Raw genomic sequence first — 16,341 nt, 5'->3', positions numbered from 1 at the left:
GCCGGACGGCGCGACGGCGGCAACGAGGGAGAAGCGTCCGGCAGGGAGTGTGCGACGTGACGGTGGAACCGGCGGTCGCGCCGCAGCACGGACAGCCCCCGGGCGAGGAGCCCGACGAGGCCGCCCGGCAGTTCTACCTGGCGATCCTCGCCCGGGGCGGACGCATCCCGTTCGCCGACACCCCGGACGCCGACCAGGCCGCGCTCCAGCAGCTCGTCGACCTCGGCCTGCTCATCGCCAACCCGATGGACCACTGCTACACCGCCATCAGCCCACGCTCCGTCACCGACCGCCTGGGCGCCGAACTCCGCAGCGAGGCGACCAGGCTGCTGGTCCGCGCCGAGAACCTCCCCGGCGCCCTCGACGGCCTCACCCGCGCCTACGACGCGATGCCCCGGCCCTCCGGCCGGGCCGGCGGCGCCGTCCACGTCGAGGGCCACGTCCACATCCGCCAGCGGATCTCCCAGCTCGCCTCCGACTGCCGCTCCGAAGTCCTCGCCGCCCAACCCGGCCACCGCCCCGCCGGCACCCTGCAGGTCGCCCTCCTCCAGGACGTCCACCTGCTCCAGCGCGGCTGCTCCCTGCGCACCATCTACCAGCCCGTCGCCCTCGCCGACCCGCCCGCCCTCGCCTACGTCGAGGAGGTCACCCGGCACGGCTCCCTCATCCGCGTGCTCGACGAGCCGTTCCAGCGGCTGCTCGTCTTCGACCGCGCCGTCGCCGTGATCTCCGCCAACGACGACAACAGCACCGCCGCCTTCATCACCGATCCGGCCGCCATCACCTTCCTGGTCGGCGCCTTCGAACGCGACTGGGCCCGCGCCGAAACCGCCGACACCGCCGCCACCCTCGGCCCCACCCGCACCGTCCCCGACCGGATCGGCCGCCTCCTCGCCCGCGGCCTCACCCAGCGCGCCGTCGCCACCCGCCTCGGCCTCAGCGAACGCACCGTCGCCGCCCACATCTCCCGCCTCCGCGACCGCCACGGAGCCCAGACCCTCTTCCAACTCGGCTGGCTGATGAGAGGCGCCCGCGATGACCGATGAACCCGGCCCCGCCGAGCGGCCCGCCGTCCACCTCACCGCCGTCCACCTCACCGCCCTCCACCTCACCGCCGTCCGCAACGGCGGCCGCCCCGACCCTCTTCCACCTCGGCCGGCAGCTCCGGGGGGAGCCCCATGACCGACCCGTCGACCTGCCCCCTGCCCGACTCTCCGCTGCCCGACGACGCCGCTCGGGCGCTGTACCTCGCCGTCGTCGGCAACGGCGGCATCCTCCGGGCGGCCGACCTGCCTCCGGGTGACGAACCGGTCCTGGAGCGGTTGCTCGACCTCGGACTGGTCGTCCCGAGGGTCGAGGACGCGGCCTACGCCGCGGTGAACCCGCGTGTCGTCATCGGCCGAATCGGGTCCGAACTGCGGTCCACGGGTGGCGAATTGCTGGCCAGGGCGGACGAAACGCCCGAGCAGTTCGCCGAGTTGGCGCAGGCCTTCGACGTCACGCCGCGCCACCCCGAGTGCTCCGTCGAGGTCACGTACGTGCACGGCTTCGAACAGATCCGCCTGCGCCTGGCCCAACTCGACGCCGAGTGCTCGCAGGAGATGCTGGCCGCCCAGCCCGGCGGGGCCCGGCCCGTCGAGGGGCTCCCGGACGCCCTCGACCGGATGCGGCGACTCGCCGAGCGCGGCGGCACCGTCCGGGGCATCTACGAGCCGGCGGCGGCCGCCGACCCGGCGACCGCCGCCTTCGCCGCCGCGGCCGCCGAGGTCGGCTGCCGGTACCGGGTGCTGGGCGAGCCGTTCCGGCGGGTCCTGATCTACGACCGGAAGGTGGCCGTCATCCCCGCCGCGTCCGACAACAGCCGCGCGGCCTTCGTCGAGGACCCGGTGGTGGTCGACTTCATGGCCGACGCCTTCGAACGCGACTGGCAGCGCGCCGCCCGGGTCCGCTGGGCCCGTGGCCCGGAAGCCCCCGAGCCGGCCGACTCCCTGCCCGACCAGGTCGGCCGTTTCCTCGCCCAGGGCCTCACCCAGCGTGCCATCGCCACCCGCCTCGGCCTGAGCGAACGCACGGTGGCCGGCCACATCGCCCGGCTGCGCGAACTGTACGACGCCGAGACGCTCTTCCAACTCGGCTGGCAGCTCCGGTCGGCGGCCGACGCCGCCCGTCGGCGGGTGCCGTGATGCACGGGCGCGGCACCGGGCGGCCCGACCAGGCCGCACACGACCTGTACCTGCGCATCCTCCGGCACGGCGGCTGGATCGACCGGGCCGAGGTGGCCGACGCCGACCGGCCGGCCCTGGAACACCTGCTCGCGCTCGGGCTGCTGCTCGCCCGGCCCGAATCCGACGTCTGCACCGCCGTCAACCCGCGTACGGTCGGCGACCGGATCAGTGCCGAGCTCCGGGCCGAAGGCACCCGGCTACTGGTCCAGGCCGCGCAACTCCCGCAGGCCCTCGACGACCTGACCAAGGCCTACGACACGGCCCCGCGCCCGACCGACCGCGCCGGTACGGTGCATCACGTCCAGGGCCTCGGCGCGGTCATCCGGCGATTCGCCGAGGTGGAGGCGGACTGCCGCCAGGAGATCCTCGTCGCCCAGCCCGGCCGGCCCCGCCACGCCCACCAGTTGGAGGACGCCCTGGAACGGATCGGCCGGTTCTGCGGCCGGGGCGGCCGGATCCGGGTGATCTACGCACCCGGCGCCGTCCGGGACCAGGCGACCGCCGACCACACCGCCCGCGGCACCGAACTGGGCGCCCGCTTCCGGGTCCTGGCCGAGCCGTTCCGCCACCTGCACATCTTCGACCGCCGGATCGCCGTGCTCCAGTCCGCCGACGACCTCCGGAGCGCGACCTTCATCGAGGATCCGGCGACCGTCGACCATTTCCTGGCCGTGTTCGAACGGGACTGGGCCCGCTCCGGCCGCCTCCTCTGGAACCCCGACCAGGCGTCCGCTCCCGAGTCGACGGCCCACGAGCAGGTCGGCCGGCTCCTCGCCCAAGGCCTCACCCAGCGCGCCATCGCCGGCCGCCTCGGTCTCAGCGAGCGGACGGTGGCCGGCCACATCGCCCGGCTGCGCGAACTGCACGACGCGGAGACGCTGTTCCAGCTGGGCTGGCAGCTGCGGGGAGCCCGGACGGGGGAGCCCGATGGGTGAGCGCTGGTCAGCCGGTGGCGGCGCTGGTCGGCCAGTAGCCGGCCCGGCCGACGACGGGGGGCTGCTGCCGGGGGACGTTGAACTGCTCACCGGGGGCGGTCCAGAAGCCCTCGCGCAGGGACAGCGCCATGCCGGCCCAGTCGAGCGCGGTCTCCACGGTGTGGTTGAGGGCCTCCTGCGACCAGGTGTCGTCGAAGACCAGCGGCAGAACGGGGGCGACCTGCTCGATGGTGGCGATCAGCGGGTTGTGCGTGATGGCCTCGTCGACGAGGAGGACGATCGGCTTCCGCAGCGCCGACGCCCACCCCAGCTCCAGGCTCACCCCGGCCGACAGCGGCGCCCCGACGTAGGCGAACACGAGGTCCGCGGACTGCAGGGCCCGGAAGTCGGACGGCACCCGGGGCTCCGGCGCCTGCCCGGCGACGGTCCAGGCATCACTGTGGTGCGCGCTGTACACGGCGGCACCGCTGCGGAGCAGGGTGGTGCGGAGCGTCGTCAGCCGCGTCCGGCTGGCGAGCGTCACCACACTGTCCGCGGGCCCGGTCAGCCGCATCAGCGGCGCGGCCAGGAACACACGCGCACGCCGGCCCTCGGGGGTCTGTCCGGCGTGCTCTCGCAGGTAGGGCTCACTCATTGTCGACTCCGGGGATAGGTGCCAACCAGGCCGATCGCCCCGTTGGGTGGTGACTATCGGAATGCTGCTGTGCATTCGTTGTGGTCGAAACGAACTAGTCATGGACATGTTGTTTGTGGTGTCCCCGTCTTCCCCCTCCCGCGAGAGGGGTTGGGGAGTGCACTGATCGTCTCTGTCGACCGTCGCCACCGTCCACAGAGCCGTGGTGTCATCTCGATGCCTGGCAGAGAGATGACGCACTGGGGTAGCAGGCCCCCTGGCTTCCGGCATGGGCTTGCGGCATTATGTGGCAGGTTGTTCGAAACAATGGCTGGGTACCCGCGCCAAGTCTTAAACAAAGAGAGGGGGCACCATGTCTCGGATACGCCGGGTGGTGCGATTTGTCCTGGTTCCAGTCGTTGTGGGTCTGGCGCTTTTCATCGGGAGCGGTTCGAGCCCGGCTGACGACACGATCTGGAACATCGGGGTTTCCCACGATGCGGCAGCGCCTCAGACCATGGCGCTGGCCAATGACACGATCTGGAACTGAGACCGCCGCGACGCTTGGTCAGTGATAGCTGTCGGAGTCGGTCGGAATGCTGTTCCGGGCCAATGCGTACCCGAGTTGGAACAGCGACTCGACATTGTGCTCGTCGCGCATCTCGGCCAGGTGCCGCGCGAGCGTCCGTTCGCTGATGCCGAGTCTGCGGGCGATCACCCGGTGGTTCACGCCTTCGAGCATGAGGTCGATGATCGTCTGCCGCATCCCGGAGACCACCTGCTGCGGAACGGCGCGCGCGCCGTCGAAGTCCAGCGCCCGGCTCCAGTTCCGCTCGAAGATCTCGCTGATCAGGTAGCTGATGACGGCCCGATCGTGCACGAAGGCGGCCAGATTGAGGTCCTCGGCGATGGGGATGACCGCGATTCGGCGATCGATGACGATCAATCGCGTGTAGGGCTCCTCCAGCGTCCGGAACCGTCCGCCGGCCTTGGTTATCGTGGCCACGTACTCCCTGGTGGGAGCGTGGTACCGGGTGCTCGGGTGGTAGATCGTCCTGAGCGTGATGCCCAGGCGGAGGGCTTCGAGGTCGCGGGCGAGGATGCTGGTGAGCGCCTCGGACGGGCGCGGCCCGCCGGGTTGGGCGGCGAGGATCTCCTCCGAGGCGCTGGCGACGATCTGCTGCACCCGCTGGTTGATCAGCACCTTTCCCCGCACGTACTCGATCGCGCCGCCGGCCTGCTCCGGTGAGTGGTAGGCGGCCGTCAGGTCGTGGAGATCGGTGGCGAGGGCCGACGCGCGGGTGAGCAGGTCGAGTGCCTGGCGCTGCCAGGTCACGGAGAGGCTCTCGGACAGCTGCTGAGGGTCGACCGCGACGAGGACACCGGGTTCGTCGGTGTCGGCGACCAGAAGGCCTATCGCCACCAACTCCTCCTGGGCCCCACCCGCCTTGGCGAGGTCGGAGTCCTTCGGAAACCGCCCGTTCTCGCGGATGACCGCCAGATACAACTCCCGCGCTTCTTTCGAGAGGACGGAGGGCCCAATCGCGGCGGTACCGGGCTGTTCTCGTCCACTCATCTGCGGGCTCCTTGCCGTGGCCGTGTCTGCACTACCTGCCGGGCACCAATACCGGAATCGCAGTGCAGCATGCCAGATCGGGTGGCATCGGTGAGGGCGGCCAGATTTGTTCGACAGCACTCTCTCACCACGATCAAGCCGCCGGCACCCCCCGGGCGGAGGGGAGCCGGCGGCCGGAGGTGTTCAGCCAAGTCTCAGCGCTTGGGGCGCCAGACGACCAGGGCGCTGGACTGGGTGGGCGGCTGGTAGGGGACGAGGTCGCGGCGGTAGGAGGCGTGGACGGCGGCCTCGCGCTGCTGGAGGGCGCTGGTGGCGCCGTCGAGGGAGTCGACCAGTTCGCCGATGCGGGACTTGAGCGCGGTGACCTGGTTCTCCAGCTCGATGATCCGCTTGATGCCGGCCAGGTTGATGCCCTCGTCCTGGGAGAGCCGTTGGACCTCGCGCAACTGCTGGATGTCGCGCGCGGAGTAGCGGCGGCCCCGGCCGGCGGTGCGGTCGGGGCTGACCAGACCGAGGCGGTCGTACTGGCGGAGGGTCTGCGGGTGCAGGCCGGAGAGCTCGGCGGCGACGGAGATGACGTACACCGGGGTGTCCTCGGTGAGGACGTACTGCGGCGGGGCGGTGGGCCGCCGGGTGCGGCGGCCGTCGCCCGGCAGGCCGTCGCCGACGCCGGGCAGGCCTTCACCGATGCCGGGCAGGCCTTCACCGATGCCGGGGCCGATGGGACTGTTGGGGATCATCTGGTCGTCACGCTCCCTTCGCCGCCCGGAACAGGGCGGCTCGCGGGTCGTCGGAGGCGGTGGCCTCGCGGTACTGCTCCAGGGCGTTCAGCGCGTCCCCGGTGATGTGCCGCGGCACCACGACCTCGACGGTGACGAGGAGGTCGCCGCGGGTGCCGTCCTTGCGGGTGGCGCCCTTGCCGCGGGCGCGCATGGTGAGGCCGTTGGCACTGCCGGGGGGCAGCTTCAGCTTCACGGCCGGCCCGTTCAGCGTGGGCACCTCGATGGTGGCGCCGAGGGTGGCTTCGGGGAAGGTGACGGGGACGGTGACGGTGAGGTTGTCCCCCTTGCGCCCGAAGACGGGGTGCGGGTCGACGTGCACGGTGACGTAGAGGTCGCCGGGCTGTCCGCCGCGTTCGCCCTGGGCGCCCTTGCCCTTGAGCCGGATGCGCTGGGCGTCCTGGACGCCGGCCGGGATGCGGACCTGCATGGTGTGGGCGGAGCTGGCCCGGCCGCTGCCGTGGCAGTCGACGCACGGGTCGTCGACGATCATGCCGCGCCCGCGGCAGTCCTTGCACGGCTCGGAGAGCGCGAACGCGCCCTGGCCGCGGCTGACGGTGCCGGCGCCGACGCAGGTCGGGCAGACCCGCGGGGTGGTGCCGGACTTGGCGCCGGTGCCGTTGCAGGTGCGGCAGGGGGCCTGGCTGGTCATCCGCAGCGGGACGGTCGCACCGTCGACGGCCTCGTCGAAGGCGAGGGTCACCTCGGTCTCGACGTCGGCGCCGCGCCGGGGCTGGGCCTGCCGGCCGCCGCTGCGGTTGAAGAGTCCGCCGAAGACGTCGCCGAGCCCGCCGCTGCCGGTGTTCTGGCTGCCGCTGAAGAGGTCGCCGAAGTCGAAGCTGTAGCTGCCGTTGCCCTGGCCGGGGCCGCCGGCCCGGAAGCCGCCGTTGGCGAAGAGGCTGCGGGCCTCGTCGTACTCCTTGCGGCGCTTCTCGTCGGACAGGACGTCGTAGGCCTCGGAGATGTCCTTGAAGCGGTCCTCGGCCTTGGCGTCGCCCTTGTTGGCGTCCGGGTGGAACTCGCGCGCGAGCTTGCGGTAGGTCTTCTTGATCTCGGCGGCGGTGGCGTCCTTGGGCACGCCGAGGACCTTGTAGTAGTCCTTCTCCACGTAGTCCTTGCCACTCATGCGTCCACCTCGCTCCGCTCGGCAGCCGCTCCGCGCAACACGCGCCTTTCAACGATTCGCTCGCTGCGCTTGCTCATAGCTGCCGCCACCTCCCGATGTCCATCCTCGCTGCGCTGTCAACAGCCGCTCCACCGGGCGCTGTTGACAGCGCGCTGCGGAGTCGGCCGCCGTTCTGGCCGGCGTACGACTCCGCAGCGCACTGGTTGTCAGCTGTCACAGGTTGTCAGCTGTCCGAACCACCGTCGGACTTGTCCGCGTCCCCGGACTTCGCCTCGCCGTCGGGCGCGGCCGTGGTCTGGGTGCCCGGCTGGGGCTCCGCGACGGCGACCATGGCGGGGCGGATGATCCGCTCGCCGATGCGGTAGCCGGGCTGGAGGATCTGCACGCAGGTGTCCTCGGTGACGTCCGAGGAGTAGCTGTGCATCAGCGCCTCGTGCATGGTCGGGTCGAAGGGCTCGCCCTCCTTGCCGAACTGCTGGAGGCCCAGCTTGGCGACGACCGTCTCCAGGGACTCGGCGACGGACTTGAAGCCGCCGGTGACCTCGCCGTGCTCGCGGGCGCGGCCGATGTCGTCGAGCACCGGGATCAGGGACTCCAGGATGTTGGAGACCGCGATCTCGCGGACCGTCAGCCGGTCGCGCTCGACCCGCTTGCGGTAGTTCTGGTACTCGGCCTGCAGACGCTGCAGGTCGGCGGTGCGCTCGGCCGACTCCCGCTTGGCAGTGGCGAGTTCGTCGGAGCCAGCACCGGAGCCGGAGTCGGCGGCGCCGGCTGCGGCGGCCTCCTCGGCGGCCTTGATCACAGCCTCGTCGGCGGCGGAGTCGTCGCCGGGCTTGCCGCCCTGCGGCTTGTCCGTCATGCCGCACCGCCCTTGGGCTTCTCGTCGTCCACGATCTCGGCGTCGACGACGTCGTCGTCCTTGGCCTGGGCGGACTCGCCGGCCGGGGCGGCGGCGTCGGCGTTGGCGTACAGCGCCTGGCCGAGCTTCTGCGCGGTGGTGGAGACCTTCTCCGAGGCTTCGCGGATCTTCGCGATGTCCTCGCCCTTCAGGGCCTCCTTGAGCTCGCCGATGGCGGTCTCGACCTCGGCCTTGACGTCGGCGGGGAGCTTGTCGGTGTTGTCCGCGATGAACTTCTCGGTCGAGTAGACGAGCTGCTCGGCGGAGTTGCGGGTCTCGACGGACTCGCGGCGCTTGTGGTCCTCCTCCGCGTACTGCTCGGCCTCGCGCATCATGCGCTCGATGTCGTCCTTCGGCAGCGCGGAGCCACCGGTGACGGTCATCTTCTGCTCCTTGCCGGTGCCGAGGTCCTTCGCGCCGACGTGCATGATGCCGTTGGCGTCGATGTCGAAGGTGACCTCGATCTGCGGCAGGCCGCGCGGCGCCGGCGGCAGGCCGGTCAGCTCGAACATGCCCAGCTTCTTGTTGTACGCCGCGATCTCGCGCTCGCCCTGGTAGACCTGGATCTGCACGGACGGCTGGTTGTCCTCGGCCGTGGTGAAGATCTCGGAGCGCTTGGTCGGGATCGTGGTGTTGCGCTCGATCAGCTTGGTCATGATGCCGCCCTTGGTCTCGATGCCGAGGGACAGCGGGGTGACGTCGAGCAGCAGGACGTCCTTGACCTCGCCCTTGAGGACACCGGCCTGGAGCGCGGCGCCGATGGCGACGACCTCGTCCGGGTTGACGCCCTTGTTGGCGTCCTTGCCGCCGGTCAGCTCGCGGACGAGCTCGGCGACGGCGGGCATACGGGTCGAGCCGCCGACCAGGACGACGTGGTCGATCTCGGAGAGCGAGATGCCGGCGTCCTTGATCACGTTGTGGAACGGGACCTTGCAGCGCTCCAGCAGGTCGGAGGTGAGCTGCTGGAACTGGGCGCGGGTGAGCTTCTCGTCCAGGTGCAGCGGGCCCTCGGCGGAGGCCGTGATGTAGGGCAGGTTGATCGAGGTCTCGGAGGACGAGGACAGCTCGATCTTGGCCTTCTCGGCGGCCTCGCGCAGACGCTGCAGGGCCATCTTGTCCTTGGACAGGTCGACGCCGTGGCCGGCCTGGAAGACCTTGACCAGGTGGTCGACGACCTTCTGGTCCCAGTCGTCACCACCGAGGTGGTTGTCACCGTTGGTGGCCTTCACCTCGACGACCCCGTCGCCGATCTCCAGCAGGGAGACGTCGAAGGTGCCGCCGCCGAGGTCGAAGACCAGAATGGTCTGGTCGTCCTTGTCGAGGCCGTAGGCCAGGGCGGCCGCGGTCGGCTCGTTGACGATGCGCAGGACGTTGAGGCCCGCGATCTCACCGGCCTCCTTGGTGGCCTGGCGCTCGGAGTCGGAGAAGTACGCCGGGACGGTGATGACGGCGTCGGTGACGGTCTCACCCAGGTAGGCCTCGGCGTCCCGCTTCAGCTTCTGCAGCACGAAGGCGCTGATCTGCTGCGGGTTGAAGTCCTTGCCGTCCAGGTTGATCTTCCACCCGGTGCCCATGTGGCGCTTGACCGAGCGGATGGTTCGGTCGACGTTGGTGACCGCCTGACGCTTGGCCACCTCGCCGACCAGGACCTCGCCGTTCTTCGCGAAAGCGACGACGGACGGCGTGGTCCGCGCGCCCTCGGCGTTCGTGATGACGGTGGGCTCGCCACCCTCCAGAACGCTGACGACCGAGTTCGTCGTACCGAGGTCGATGCCGACCGCGCGTGCCATCGTAAATACCTCCACGGAAGAGTTGAGCTTTACAGGCTCAAGGATGCACGACCGGGTGGGTGCCGTCAACATGGATGAGTCGATGCCGCTCAACTTTGCTGAGCGGTCCGCTTCCCGTGGCCGCGGCGACTTCCCGTGGCCTCGGTCGTGGCCGTGGTCCTGGCCGTGGCGCGTGTGGTGCCACGTGACTGCCGCCATAGCTTGGGAACCTTCTGGAGGACTGGTGGCGGGCGGTAATGTCCGGGCCGTCGGCCCGGCAAGTTACCGACGAGTACAATTCGTTCCACGCAAGACCGTTCAAAGACCGCTCAACAGCAAGCCGCAGGAGACGGAGAGCCGATGCAGCTAGCAGCGATCGTCATCTCGCTGGTCACATTCGTGATCGGCACCGCGCTCGCCGCCCGTGCGGCGCTGTACATCTACAAAGTGGTGCGGACCGGCCAGCCGGACCCCACCCGCTTCGGCCGGCCCGCCCAGCGGGTGAAGACCGTCGCGGTCGAGTTCATCGGCCACACCCGGATGAACCGCTGGGGGATCGTGGGCATCGCCCACTGGTTCGTCGCCGTCGGCTTCTTCAGCCTGGTGCTGACCATCGTCAACGCCTTCGGCCAGCTCTTCGACGCCGAGTTCGCGCTGCCGATCATCGGCCACTGGATGCTCTGGCAGCTCTTCGTCGAGCTCGTCGGCACCCTCACCACGCTGGGCATCGCGACGCTGATCGTGATCCGGCTGCTCAGCCTGCCGTCCCGGTCCGGCCGCAAGTCCCGCTTCGCCGGCTCGATCGCCTGGCAGGCCTTCTACGTCGAGTACACGATCCTCGGCATCGGCCTGTGCATCCTGATGCTGCGCGCCCTGGAGGGCGCCCTCAACGGCGTCGACTCGTACGGGCCCGAGCACCTGGTGTCGTACCCGCTGGTCTCCGCCCTCAGCGGCCTGTCGCACGGCACGCTGGAGAACCTGATCTACCTCTTCGCGATGCTGAAGATCTGCATCTCGTTCGCGTGGGCGACCACCATCGGCATCAACCCCTCGATGGGCGTGGCCTGGCACCGCTTCCTCGGCTTCTTCAACATCTACTTCAAGCGCGAGGAGGACGGCGGCACCGCGCTCGGCGCCCTGCGCCCGATGACCAGCGGCGGCCGGCCGATCGACTTCGAGGACCCGGCCGACGACGCCGTCTTCGGCGTCTCCCAGGTCGAGCACTTCTCCTGGAAGGGCATCCTCGACTTCTCCACCTGCACCGAGTGCGGCCGCTGCCAGTCGCAGTGCCCGGCCTGGAACACCGGCAAGCCGCTCTCGCCGAAGCTGCTGATCATGAGCCTGCGCGAGCACGCCTTCGGCAAGGCGCCCTACCTGCTGGCCGGTGGCGGCAAGGACATGGAGGGCGAGGAGAAGGCCACCGCCGAGCAGCTCAAGGACGTCCCGGCGGCCGCCCTGGCCGAGGCCGAGCGCCCGCTGATCGGCACCGCGGAGGAGAACGGCGTCATCGACCCGGACGTCCTGTGGTCCTGCACCACCTGCGGCGCCTGCGTCGAGCAGTGCCCGGTGGACATCGAGCACATCGACCACATCGTCGACATGCGCCGCTACCAGGTGATGATCGAGTCCTCGTTCCCGACCGAGGCCGGGACGATGCTCAAGAACCTGGAGAACAAGGGCAACCCGTGGGGCATGGCCACCAAGGCCCGCCTGGACTGGGTCAAGGAGCTCAAGAAGGAGACCGGCATCGAGGTGCCGGTGATCGGCGAGGACATCGACCCCGCCGAGGTCGAGTACCTCTACTGGGTCGGCTGCGCCGGCGCCCTGGAGGACCGCGCCAAGAAGACCACCAAGGCCTTCGCCGAACTGCTGCACACCGCGGGCGTGAAGTTCGCCATCCTCGGCAAGGAGGAGTCCTGCACCGGTGACTCCGCCCGCCGGCTGGGCAACGAGTTCCTCTTCCAGATGCTCGGCGCGCAGAACGTCGAGACGCTGAACGCGGCCCTGGAGGACGCGCCGGTCAAGCGGATCGTCGCCACCTGCCCGCACTGCTTCAACACCATCGCCAACGAGTACCCGCAGCTGGGCGGCCACTTCGAGGTCATCCACCACACCCAGCTGCTGCAGCACCTGATCGACGAGGGCAAGCTCGTCCCGGTCAACCCGGTCGAGGGCCTGATCACCTACCACGACCCCTGCTACCTGGGCCGCCACAACAAGGTCTACAGCCCGCCGCGCGAGATCATGGACAAGGTCCCCGGTCTGCGCCAGCAGGAGATGCACCGGCACAAGGAGCGCGGCTTCTGCTGCGGCGCCGGCGGTGCCCGGATGTGGATGGAGGAGCGCATCGGCAAGCGGATCAACACCGAGCGCGTGGACGAGGCGCTGTCCCTCAACCCGGACATCGTCTCCACCGCCTGCCCGTTCTGCCTGGTGATGCTCTCCGACTCGGTCAACGGCAAGAAGAACGAGGGCGCCGCCAAGGAGCACCTGAAGGTGGTCGACGTCGCCCAGCTGCTGCTCGACTCGGTGAAGGCGACCCCGCCGGCCGGCGCCGAGGAGCCTGCGACGGTGGACGCGTAGCGTCCTCTGTTCGACAGTTCTGCTACAACTGCCCGGCCCGGTGGTCGCCGCGAGAGCGCCCGCCGGGCCGGGCTTTTGGGGGGCCGGGACGGGCCGGACCGGGGGTGGATCCGGGGCGGGACCCGTAGGGGAGTGGTGCCAATCGCACGGCCGCCTGAGTGTCCGCCCGTTGGGAGGAAATACAGTAGGCGGCAGACCGGCCTCGCGCCGGTCGACCCGTTCCGGACGGCCGGACGGGTCCAGACCACCGACGGAGGTATCGGCCCGCCGGGCCGGGGCCGCAGAGCACAAGGGGAACAGCGCAGACCATGACCGAGGCGATCATGCTGGTCGGTGGTAAGGGCACGCGACTGCGTCCGCTGACCACCCACACCCCCAAGCCCATGCTGCCGGTGGCGGGCGTCCCCTTCATCGCCCACCAGCTGGCCCGCGCGGCCGCCGCCGGCGTCACCCGCGTCGTGCTGGCCACCTCGTACCTGGCCGAGGTCTTCGAGGACCACTTCCAGGACGGCACCCCGTACGGCATCGAGCTGGTCTACCTGACCGAACGCGAGCCGCTGGGCACCGGCGGCGCGATCCGCAACGCGGCGTCCGGGCTGACCTGCGGCCCCGACGAGCCCGTGCTGGTCTTCAACGGCGACATCCTCTCCGGCGTCGACATCGCCGCCCTGCGCGACGGCCACGTGGCCGCCGGGGCCGACGTCACCCTGCACCTCACCCGGGTCGAGGACCCGCGCGCCTTCGGCCTCGTCCCGACCGACGCGAACGGGCGGGTGCTGGAGTTCCTGGAGAAGCCGGAGACGCCCGAGCAGATCGTCACCGACCAGATCAACGCCGGCTGCTACGTCTTCACCCGGTCCGTCATCGACCGCATCCCGGCCGGCCGCGAGGTGTCCGTCGAACGCGAGACCTTCCCCGAGCTGCTGGCCACCGGCGCGCTGCTGCGCGGCGTCGTCGACACCTCGTACTGGCTCGACCTCGGCACCCCGGCCGCGTTCGTCCGCGGCTCGGCCGACCTGGTGCTCGGCAAGGTCGACTCCCCGGCCGTCCCCGGCCCGACCGGCGACGCCCTGCTGCTGCCCGGCGCCACCGTCCACCCCGGCGCGGTGCTCAGCGGCGGCACCGTGGTCTCCGCGAACGCGGTGGTCGAGGCCGGCGCGATCGTCGAGGGCAGCGTGATCCTGCCGGGCGCGGTGGTCGGCCCGGAGACCCTGGTCAAGGACTCCATCGTGGGCGCCTTCGCCACCGTCGGCGCCCGCTCGGCGCTGGACGGCGCGGTGATCGGCGACGGCGCGATCGTCGAATCCGACAACGAGCTGCCGAACGGCATCCGGATCGCCTGCGGCACCCTGCTGCCGGTCGGCGCGGTCCGCACCTCGGCCGGCCCTGGCGGCTGCCCGGCCGGCACCGCCGCGGCCGCCGCGGTGCACGGGCCCTCGGTCAGCGCGCAGCGGTAGGACCCGGGCCGGGCCGCTGGCGCCGTCGGCGGCAGGATTTCGGCCGCGTTCGTCTCAGGCTCGCTGCAAACCGGCCCCGGCTCCGTCCAGGCCCCACGCGGATTGGGCCGGACGGGTACCGTCAGAGCGTGGCTGGTAATCGATACGACAGCGGGCAGGGCGCCGACCCCCACGGCGGGTGGGCGCCCCCTCCGCCGCCGGCGGGGCCCGGGGGGCACGGGCAGACGGACGGGCCGGAGTACTTCACGGCCCCGCACCGGGGCGTGGCCGACGGCCCCGACGGCACGCCCGGAGGCCCCGGCGCCCCGGGCCCGCAGGGCGGCTACGACCCGTACGCCGCCGACCGGCCCGGCGGCACCCGGGCCTTCCCGACCGGCGACCCGTACGCGCAGGAGCCGCCCCACCACGGGTACTACGACCAGGGCCAGTACGGCGGGCACCCCAGGTACCCGCAGGCGGGGTACGGCGCCGAGGGCTACGACCAGGGCTACGACCAGGGCGGACACCCGCAGGGCGACGGCTACGGCCAGGACGGCTACGGGCCGCAGCAGCAGCCGCCGTACGGCCAGGACAACGTCACCGTCTACCGGGCCGGCGGCCAGTCCGCCCCGCACGTCGCCGGGCCCCGCCCGCACTGGCGCGAACTGCTCATCGGCATCTTCCGCGCCCCCACCGCGACCTTCGACCGCGCCCGCGACCACCAGGTCTGGCTGCCCGCCCTCACCGTCTCGATGCTGTACGGCGCGCTCGCGGTGCTCGGCATCGGCCTGACCCACGACGACATCGTCGACTCGACCTTCACCGTCGCGCTGACCGGCATCGCCGCCGCCGCGATCGGCTTCGCCGTGGCCGGAGCGCTGTTCGGCGGCGTCACCTACGCGCTGGCCCGCCAGCTCGGCGGGGACGGCCCGTGGAAGTCGACGGTCGGCCTGGCCGCGCTGATCGGCTGGCTGACGGACGCGCCCCGGCTGCTGCTCGACCTGGTGCTGCCCTCGGGCAGCGCGGTCGTCCAGGTCGCCGGCTGGGCCACCTGGGCGTTCTGCGCGTACCTGCTGACCAGCATGGTCCGGCGGGTGCACGACCTGCCCTGGGGCAAGGCGGCCGCCGCCTCGGCGGTGCAACTGCTCGCGCTGCTGGTGCTGATCAAGCTGCCGACCCTGGGCTGACGGCCGGAGGGCACAATGGTGGACGGATCCCGGTCAGGCCGGGGCCCGTCCACCCTCTTCACCCCCTCAGCCTTCACCCCCTCGCCCCTCACTCCCTCACCCGTTCCACGTCACCGGAGCCAGGAATGACCCTCCCCACCACGCACGTCAGCTTCCCGGCCGGGGCGGTGACCGGCGAGTCGACGGTGATCGCGGTGCACCCGCTGGGGGACGGCCGGCACGCCGTCGTGACCGGGGCCACCCCGTTCCACCCGCTCGACCACACCTGGCCCGACCAGCCCGCCGACCTCGGCACCCTCACCGTCGACGGCACCGAGCTGGCCGTCGTCGACTGCCTCACCGGCGCCGTCGGCCCGGACGGCGGAACGCCGCTGGCCGGCGCCGACATCCCGGTCCGGCGCGGCGACGAGGAGTGGTCCTGGCTGGTCCTGCACGTCGTCGACACCGACCCCGGCGACCTCGTCGGGCGCACCGCCGTCCTCGCCGTCGACGCCGACCGCCGGGCCGCCCTCAGCGCCTCGCACAGCGGCTGCCACCTGCTCGCCCTCGCCCTCAACGAGGCCCTCGCGCCGCGCTGGCGCAAGGACCCGGGCCGCTCCGACGCCCTCGGCCACCCCGACTTCGACAGCCTCGCGATGGCGACCTCGGCGATGGACACCGAGGCCAGCACCGACACCTACCGGCTCGGCAAGTCGCTGAAGAAGAAGGGCTTCACGGCGGACGCCACCGACGAGCTCCCCGCGCTCGCCGACGCCCTGCCCGCCCTCACCGAGGCCGTCAACGCCCGGCTCGCCGCCTGGGTCGCCGCCGACGCCCCGGTCCGCATCGAGGTCCCCGGCCCCGAGCTCACCGCCCGCCGCCAGTGGCACTGCGAGCTGCCCGAGGGCGGCGCGCAGATCTTCTGCGGCGGCACCCACCTGCACCACCTCGGCGAACTCGCCGAACTCCGCACCGAACTGCGGCTCTCCGAGGACGGCACCGAACTGGTCGCCGAGTCCTTCGGTGACATCGACCCGAAGGTCGACGTACGCGCCGACGGTCTGGAGACCGGCCAGAAGTGGACGGGCTGGCACCGGCTGGAGAAGGAACTCTGGCAGGACAAGAAGCTCGGCCCGGACGCCAAGGCGCTCGCGGACGCCCTCGACAAGGACCTCGCCGACTGGGAGCAGCGGGTGGGCTGGGCGGAGTTCTCCCCGTCCTCGATGGCCACTGGG

13 protein-coding genes and 1 pseudogene are annotated in these 16,341 nt (G+C 71.4%); 8 read left to right on the top strand and 6 right to left on the bottom strand.

All coding sequences use genetic code 11. From position 1 onward, the window contains the following. The first annotated feature begins 56 nt into the window (after positions 1-56). Genes ACFVHI_RS14725 through ACFVHI_RS14710 form a run of 4 tightly spaced genes read left to right on the top strand, consistent with a single transcriptional unit; the run spans position 57 to position 3,160 of the window. On the top strand, positions 57-1,046 hold the full coding sequence (locus tag ACFVHI_RS14725; RefSeq protein WP_063348536.1) for a LuxR C-terminal-related transcriptional regulator: 990 nt from the start codon (positions 57-59) through the stop codon (positions 1,044-1,046). Next, entirely contained in the window at positions 1,036-1,182 is a 147-nt protein-coding gene (locus ACFVHI_RS14720; RefSeq protein WP_159398471.1) for a hypothetical protein, read from the top strand. The genes ACFVHI_RS14725 and ACFVHI_RS14720 overlap by 11 nt, the downstream gene beginning before the upstream one ends. Continuing rightward, entirely contained in the window at positions 1,179-2,183 is a 1,005-nt protein-coding gene (locus tag ACFVHI_RS14715) for a LuxR C-terminal-related transcriptional regulator (protein WP_063348537.1), read from the top strand. The genes ACFVHI_RS14720 and ACFVHI_RS14715 overlap by 4 nt, the downstream gene beginning before the upstream one ends. Then, entirely contained in the window at positions 2,183-3,160 is a 978-nt protein-coding gene (locus ACFVHI_RS14710) for a LuxR C-terminal-related transcriptional regulator (RefSeq protein ID WP_063348538.1), read from the top strand. The genes ACFVHI_RS14715 and ACFVHI_RS14710 overlap by 1 nt, the downstream gene beginning before the upstream one ends. Positions 3,161-3,167: 7 nt before the next feature. On the opposite strand, the gene ACFVHI_RS14705 is transcribed toward ACFVHI_RS14710, so the two are convergent. The 6 genes from ACFVHI_RS14705 to dnaK form a co-directional block, all read right to left on the bottom strand. After that, on the bottom strand, positions 3,168-3,794 hold the full coding sequence (locus ACFVHI_RS14705) for a hypothetical protein (RefSeq protein WP_063348539.1): 627 nt from the start codon (positions 3,792-3,794) through the stop codon (positions 3,168-3,170). 547 nt (positions 3,795-4,341) lie between these two features. Further along, a complete protein-coding gene (locus ACFVHI_RS14700; protein ID WP_380339089.1) occupies positions 4,342-5,349 on the bottom strand; it encodes a hypothetical protein in 1,008 nt (335 codons plus the stop codon). Positions 5,350-5,543: 194 nt separating this feature from the next. Continuing rightward, positions 5,544-6,089: a heat shock protein transcriptional repressor HspR gene (locus tag ACFVHI_RS14695; protein ID WP_380339086.1), complete on the bottom strand. Its 546-nt coding sequence runs from the start codon at positions 6,087-6,089 to the stop codon at positions 5,544-5,546. 7 nt (positions 6,090-6,096) lie between these two features. Next, the gene (gene dnaJ / locus ACFVHI_RS14690) at positions 6,097-7,254 is read right to left on the bottom strand and encodes a molecular chaperone DnaJ (protein WP_363368337.1); all 1,158 of its coding nucleotides are present in this window, start codon (positions 7,252-7,254) and stop codon (positions 6,097-6,099) included. 223 nt (positions 7,255-7,477) lie between these two features. Then, positions 7,478-8,113: a nucleotide exchange factor GrpE gene (gene grpE / locus ACFVHI_RS14685; RefSeq protein ID WP_063348542.1), complete on the bottom strand. Its 636-nt coding sequence runs from the start codon at positions 8,111-8,113 to the stop codon at positions 7,478-7,480. Beyond that, positions 8,110-9,942 (bottom strand): molecular chaperone DnaK, encoded by a 1,833-nt coding sequence (dnaK, locus tag ACFVHI_RS14680; RefSeq protein WP_063348543.1) that lies wholly within the window; start codon positions 9,940-9,942, stop codon positions 8,110-8,112. Before dnaK ends, grpE begins: the two co-directional genes overlap by 4 nt. A gap of 339 nt (positions 9,943-10,281) precedes the next feature. On the opposite strand from dnaK, the gene ACFVHI_RS14675 reads away from it, so the two are divergent. The 4 genes and pseudogenes from ACFVHI_RS14675 to ACFVHI_RS14660 form a co-directional block, all read left to right on the top strand. Beyond that, on the top strand, positions 10,282-12,504 hold the full coding sequence (locus ACFVHI_RS14675) for a (Fe-S)-binding protein (RefSeq protein WP_380339082.1): 2,223 nt from the start codon (positions 10,282-10,284) through the stop codon (positions 12,502-12,504). Positions 12,505-12,812: 308 nt separating this feature from the next. Beyond that, positions 12,813-13,886, top strand: a pseudogene (locus ACFVHI_RS14670) (sugar phosphate nucleotidyltransferase); the annotation flags it as partial. Between the two features lie 203 nt (positions 13,887-14,089). Further along, complete coding sequence (locus tag ACFVHI_RS14665) at positions 14,090-15,127, top strand: Yip1 family protein (protein ID WP_380339079.1); 1,038 nt, start codon at positions 14,090-14,092, stop codon at positions 15,125-15,127. A 125-nt stretch (positions 15,128-15,252) separates the two neighbouring features. Next, on the top strand, positions 15,253-16,341 hold a 1,089-nt coding region (locus ACFVHI_RS14660; RefSeq protein WP_380339076.1), incomplete at its 3' end, for an imelysin family protein.

This window comes from Kitasatospora sp. NPDC127121 (assembly GCF_042677305.1).
Lineage (GTDB): Bacteria > Actinomycetota > Actinomycetes > Streptomycetales > Streptomycetaceae > Kitasatospora.
This window is presented reverse-complemented; position numbering and strand designations above follow the sequence as displayed.

Coding starts and splice junctions, on each gene's coding strand:
- ACFVHI_RS14720 (WP_159398471.1), top strand. CDS start 1,036: ATGACCGATGAACCCGGCCCCGCCGAGCGGCCCGCCGTCCACCTCACC.
- ACFVHI_RS14715 (WP_063348537.1), top strand. CDS start 1,179: ATGACCGACCCGTCGACCTGCCCCCTGCCCGACTCTCCGCTGCCCGAC.
- ACFVHI_RS14710 (WP_063348538.1), top strand. CDS start 2,183: ATGCACGGGCGCGGCACCGGGCGGCCCGACCAGGCCGCACACGACCTG.
- ACFVHI_RS14705 (WP_063348539.1), bottom strand. CDS start 3,794: ATGAGTGAGCCCTACCTGCGAGAGCACGCCGGACAGACCCCCGAGGGC.
- ACFVHI_RS14700 (WP_380339089.1), bottom strand. CDS start 5,349: ATGAGTGGACGAGAACAGCCCGGTACCGCCGCGATTGGGCCCTCCGTC.
- ACFVHI_RS14695 (WP_380339086.1), bottom strand. CDS start 6,089: ATGATCCCCAACAGTCCCATCGGCCCCGGCATCGGTGAAGGCCTGCCC.
- dnaJ (WP_363368337.1), bottom strand. CDS start 7,254: ATGAGTGGCAAGGACTACGTGGAGAAGGACTACTACAAGGTCCTCGGC.
- grpE (WP_063348542.1), bottom strand. CDS start 8,113: ATGACGGACAAGCCGCAGGGCGGCAAGCCCGGCGACGACTCCGCCGCC.
- dnaK (WP_063348543.1), bottom strand. CDS start 9,942: ATGGCACGCGCGGTCGGCATCGACCTCGGTACGACGAACTCGGTCGTC.
- ACFVHI_RS14675 (WP_380339082.1), top strand. CDS start 10,282: ATGCAGCTAGCAGCGATCGTCATCTCGCTGGTCACATTCGTGATCGGC.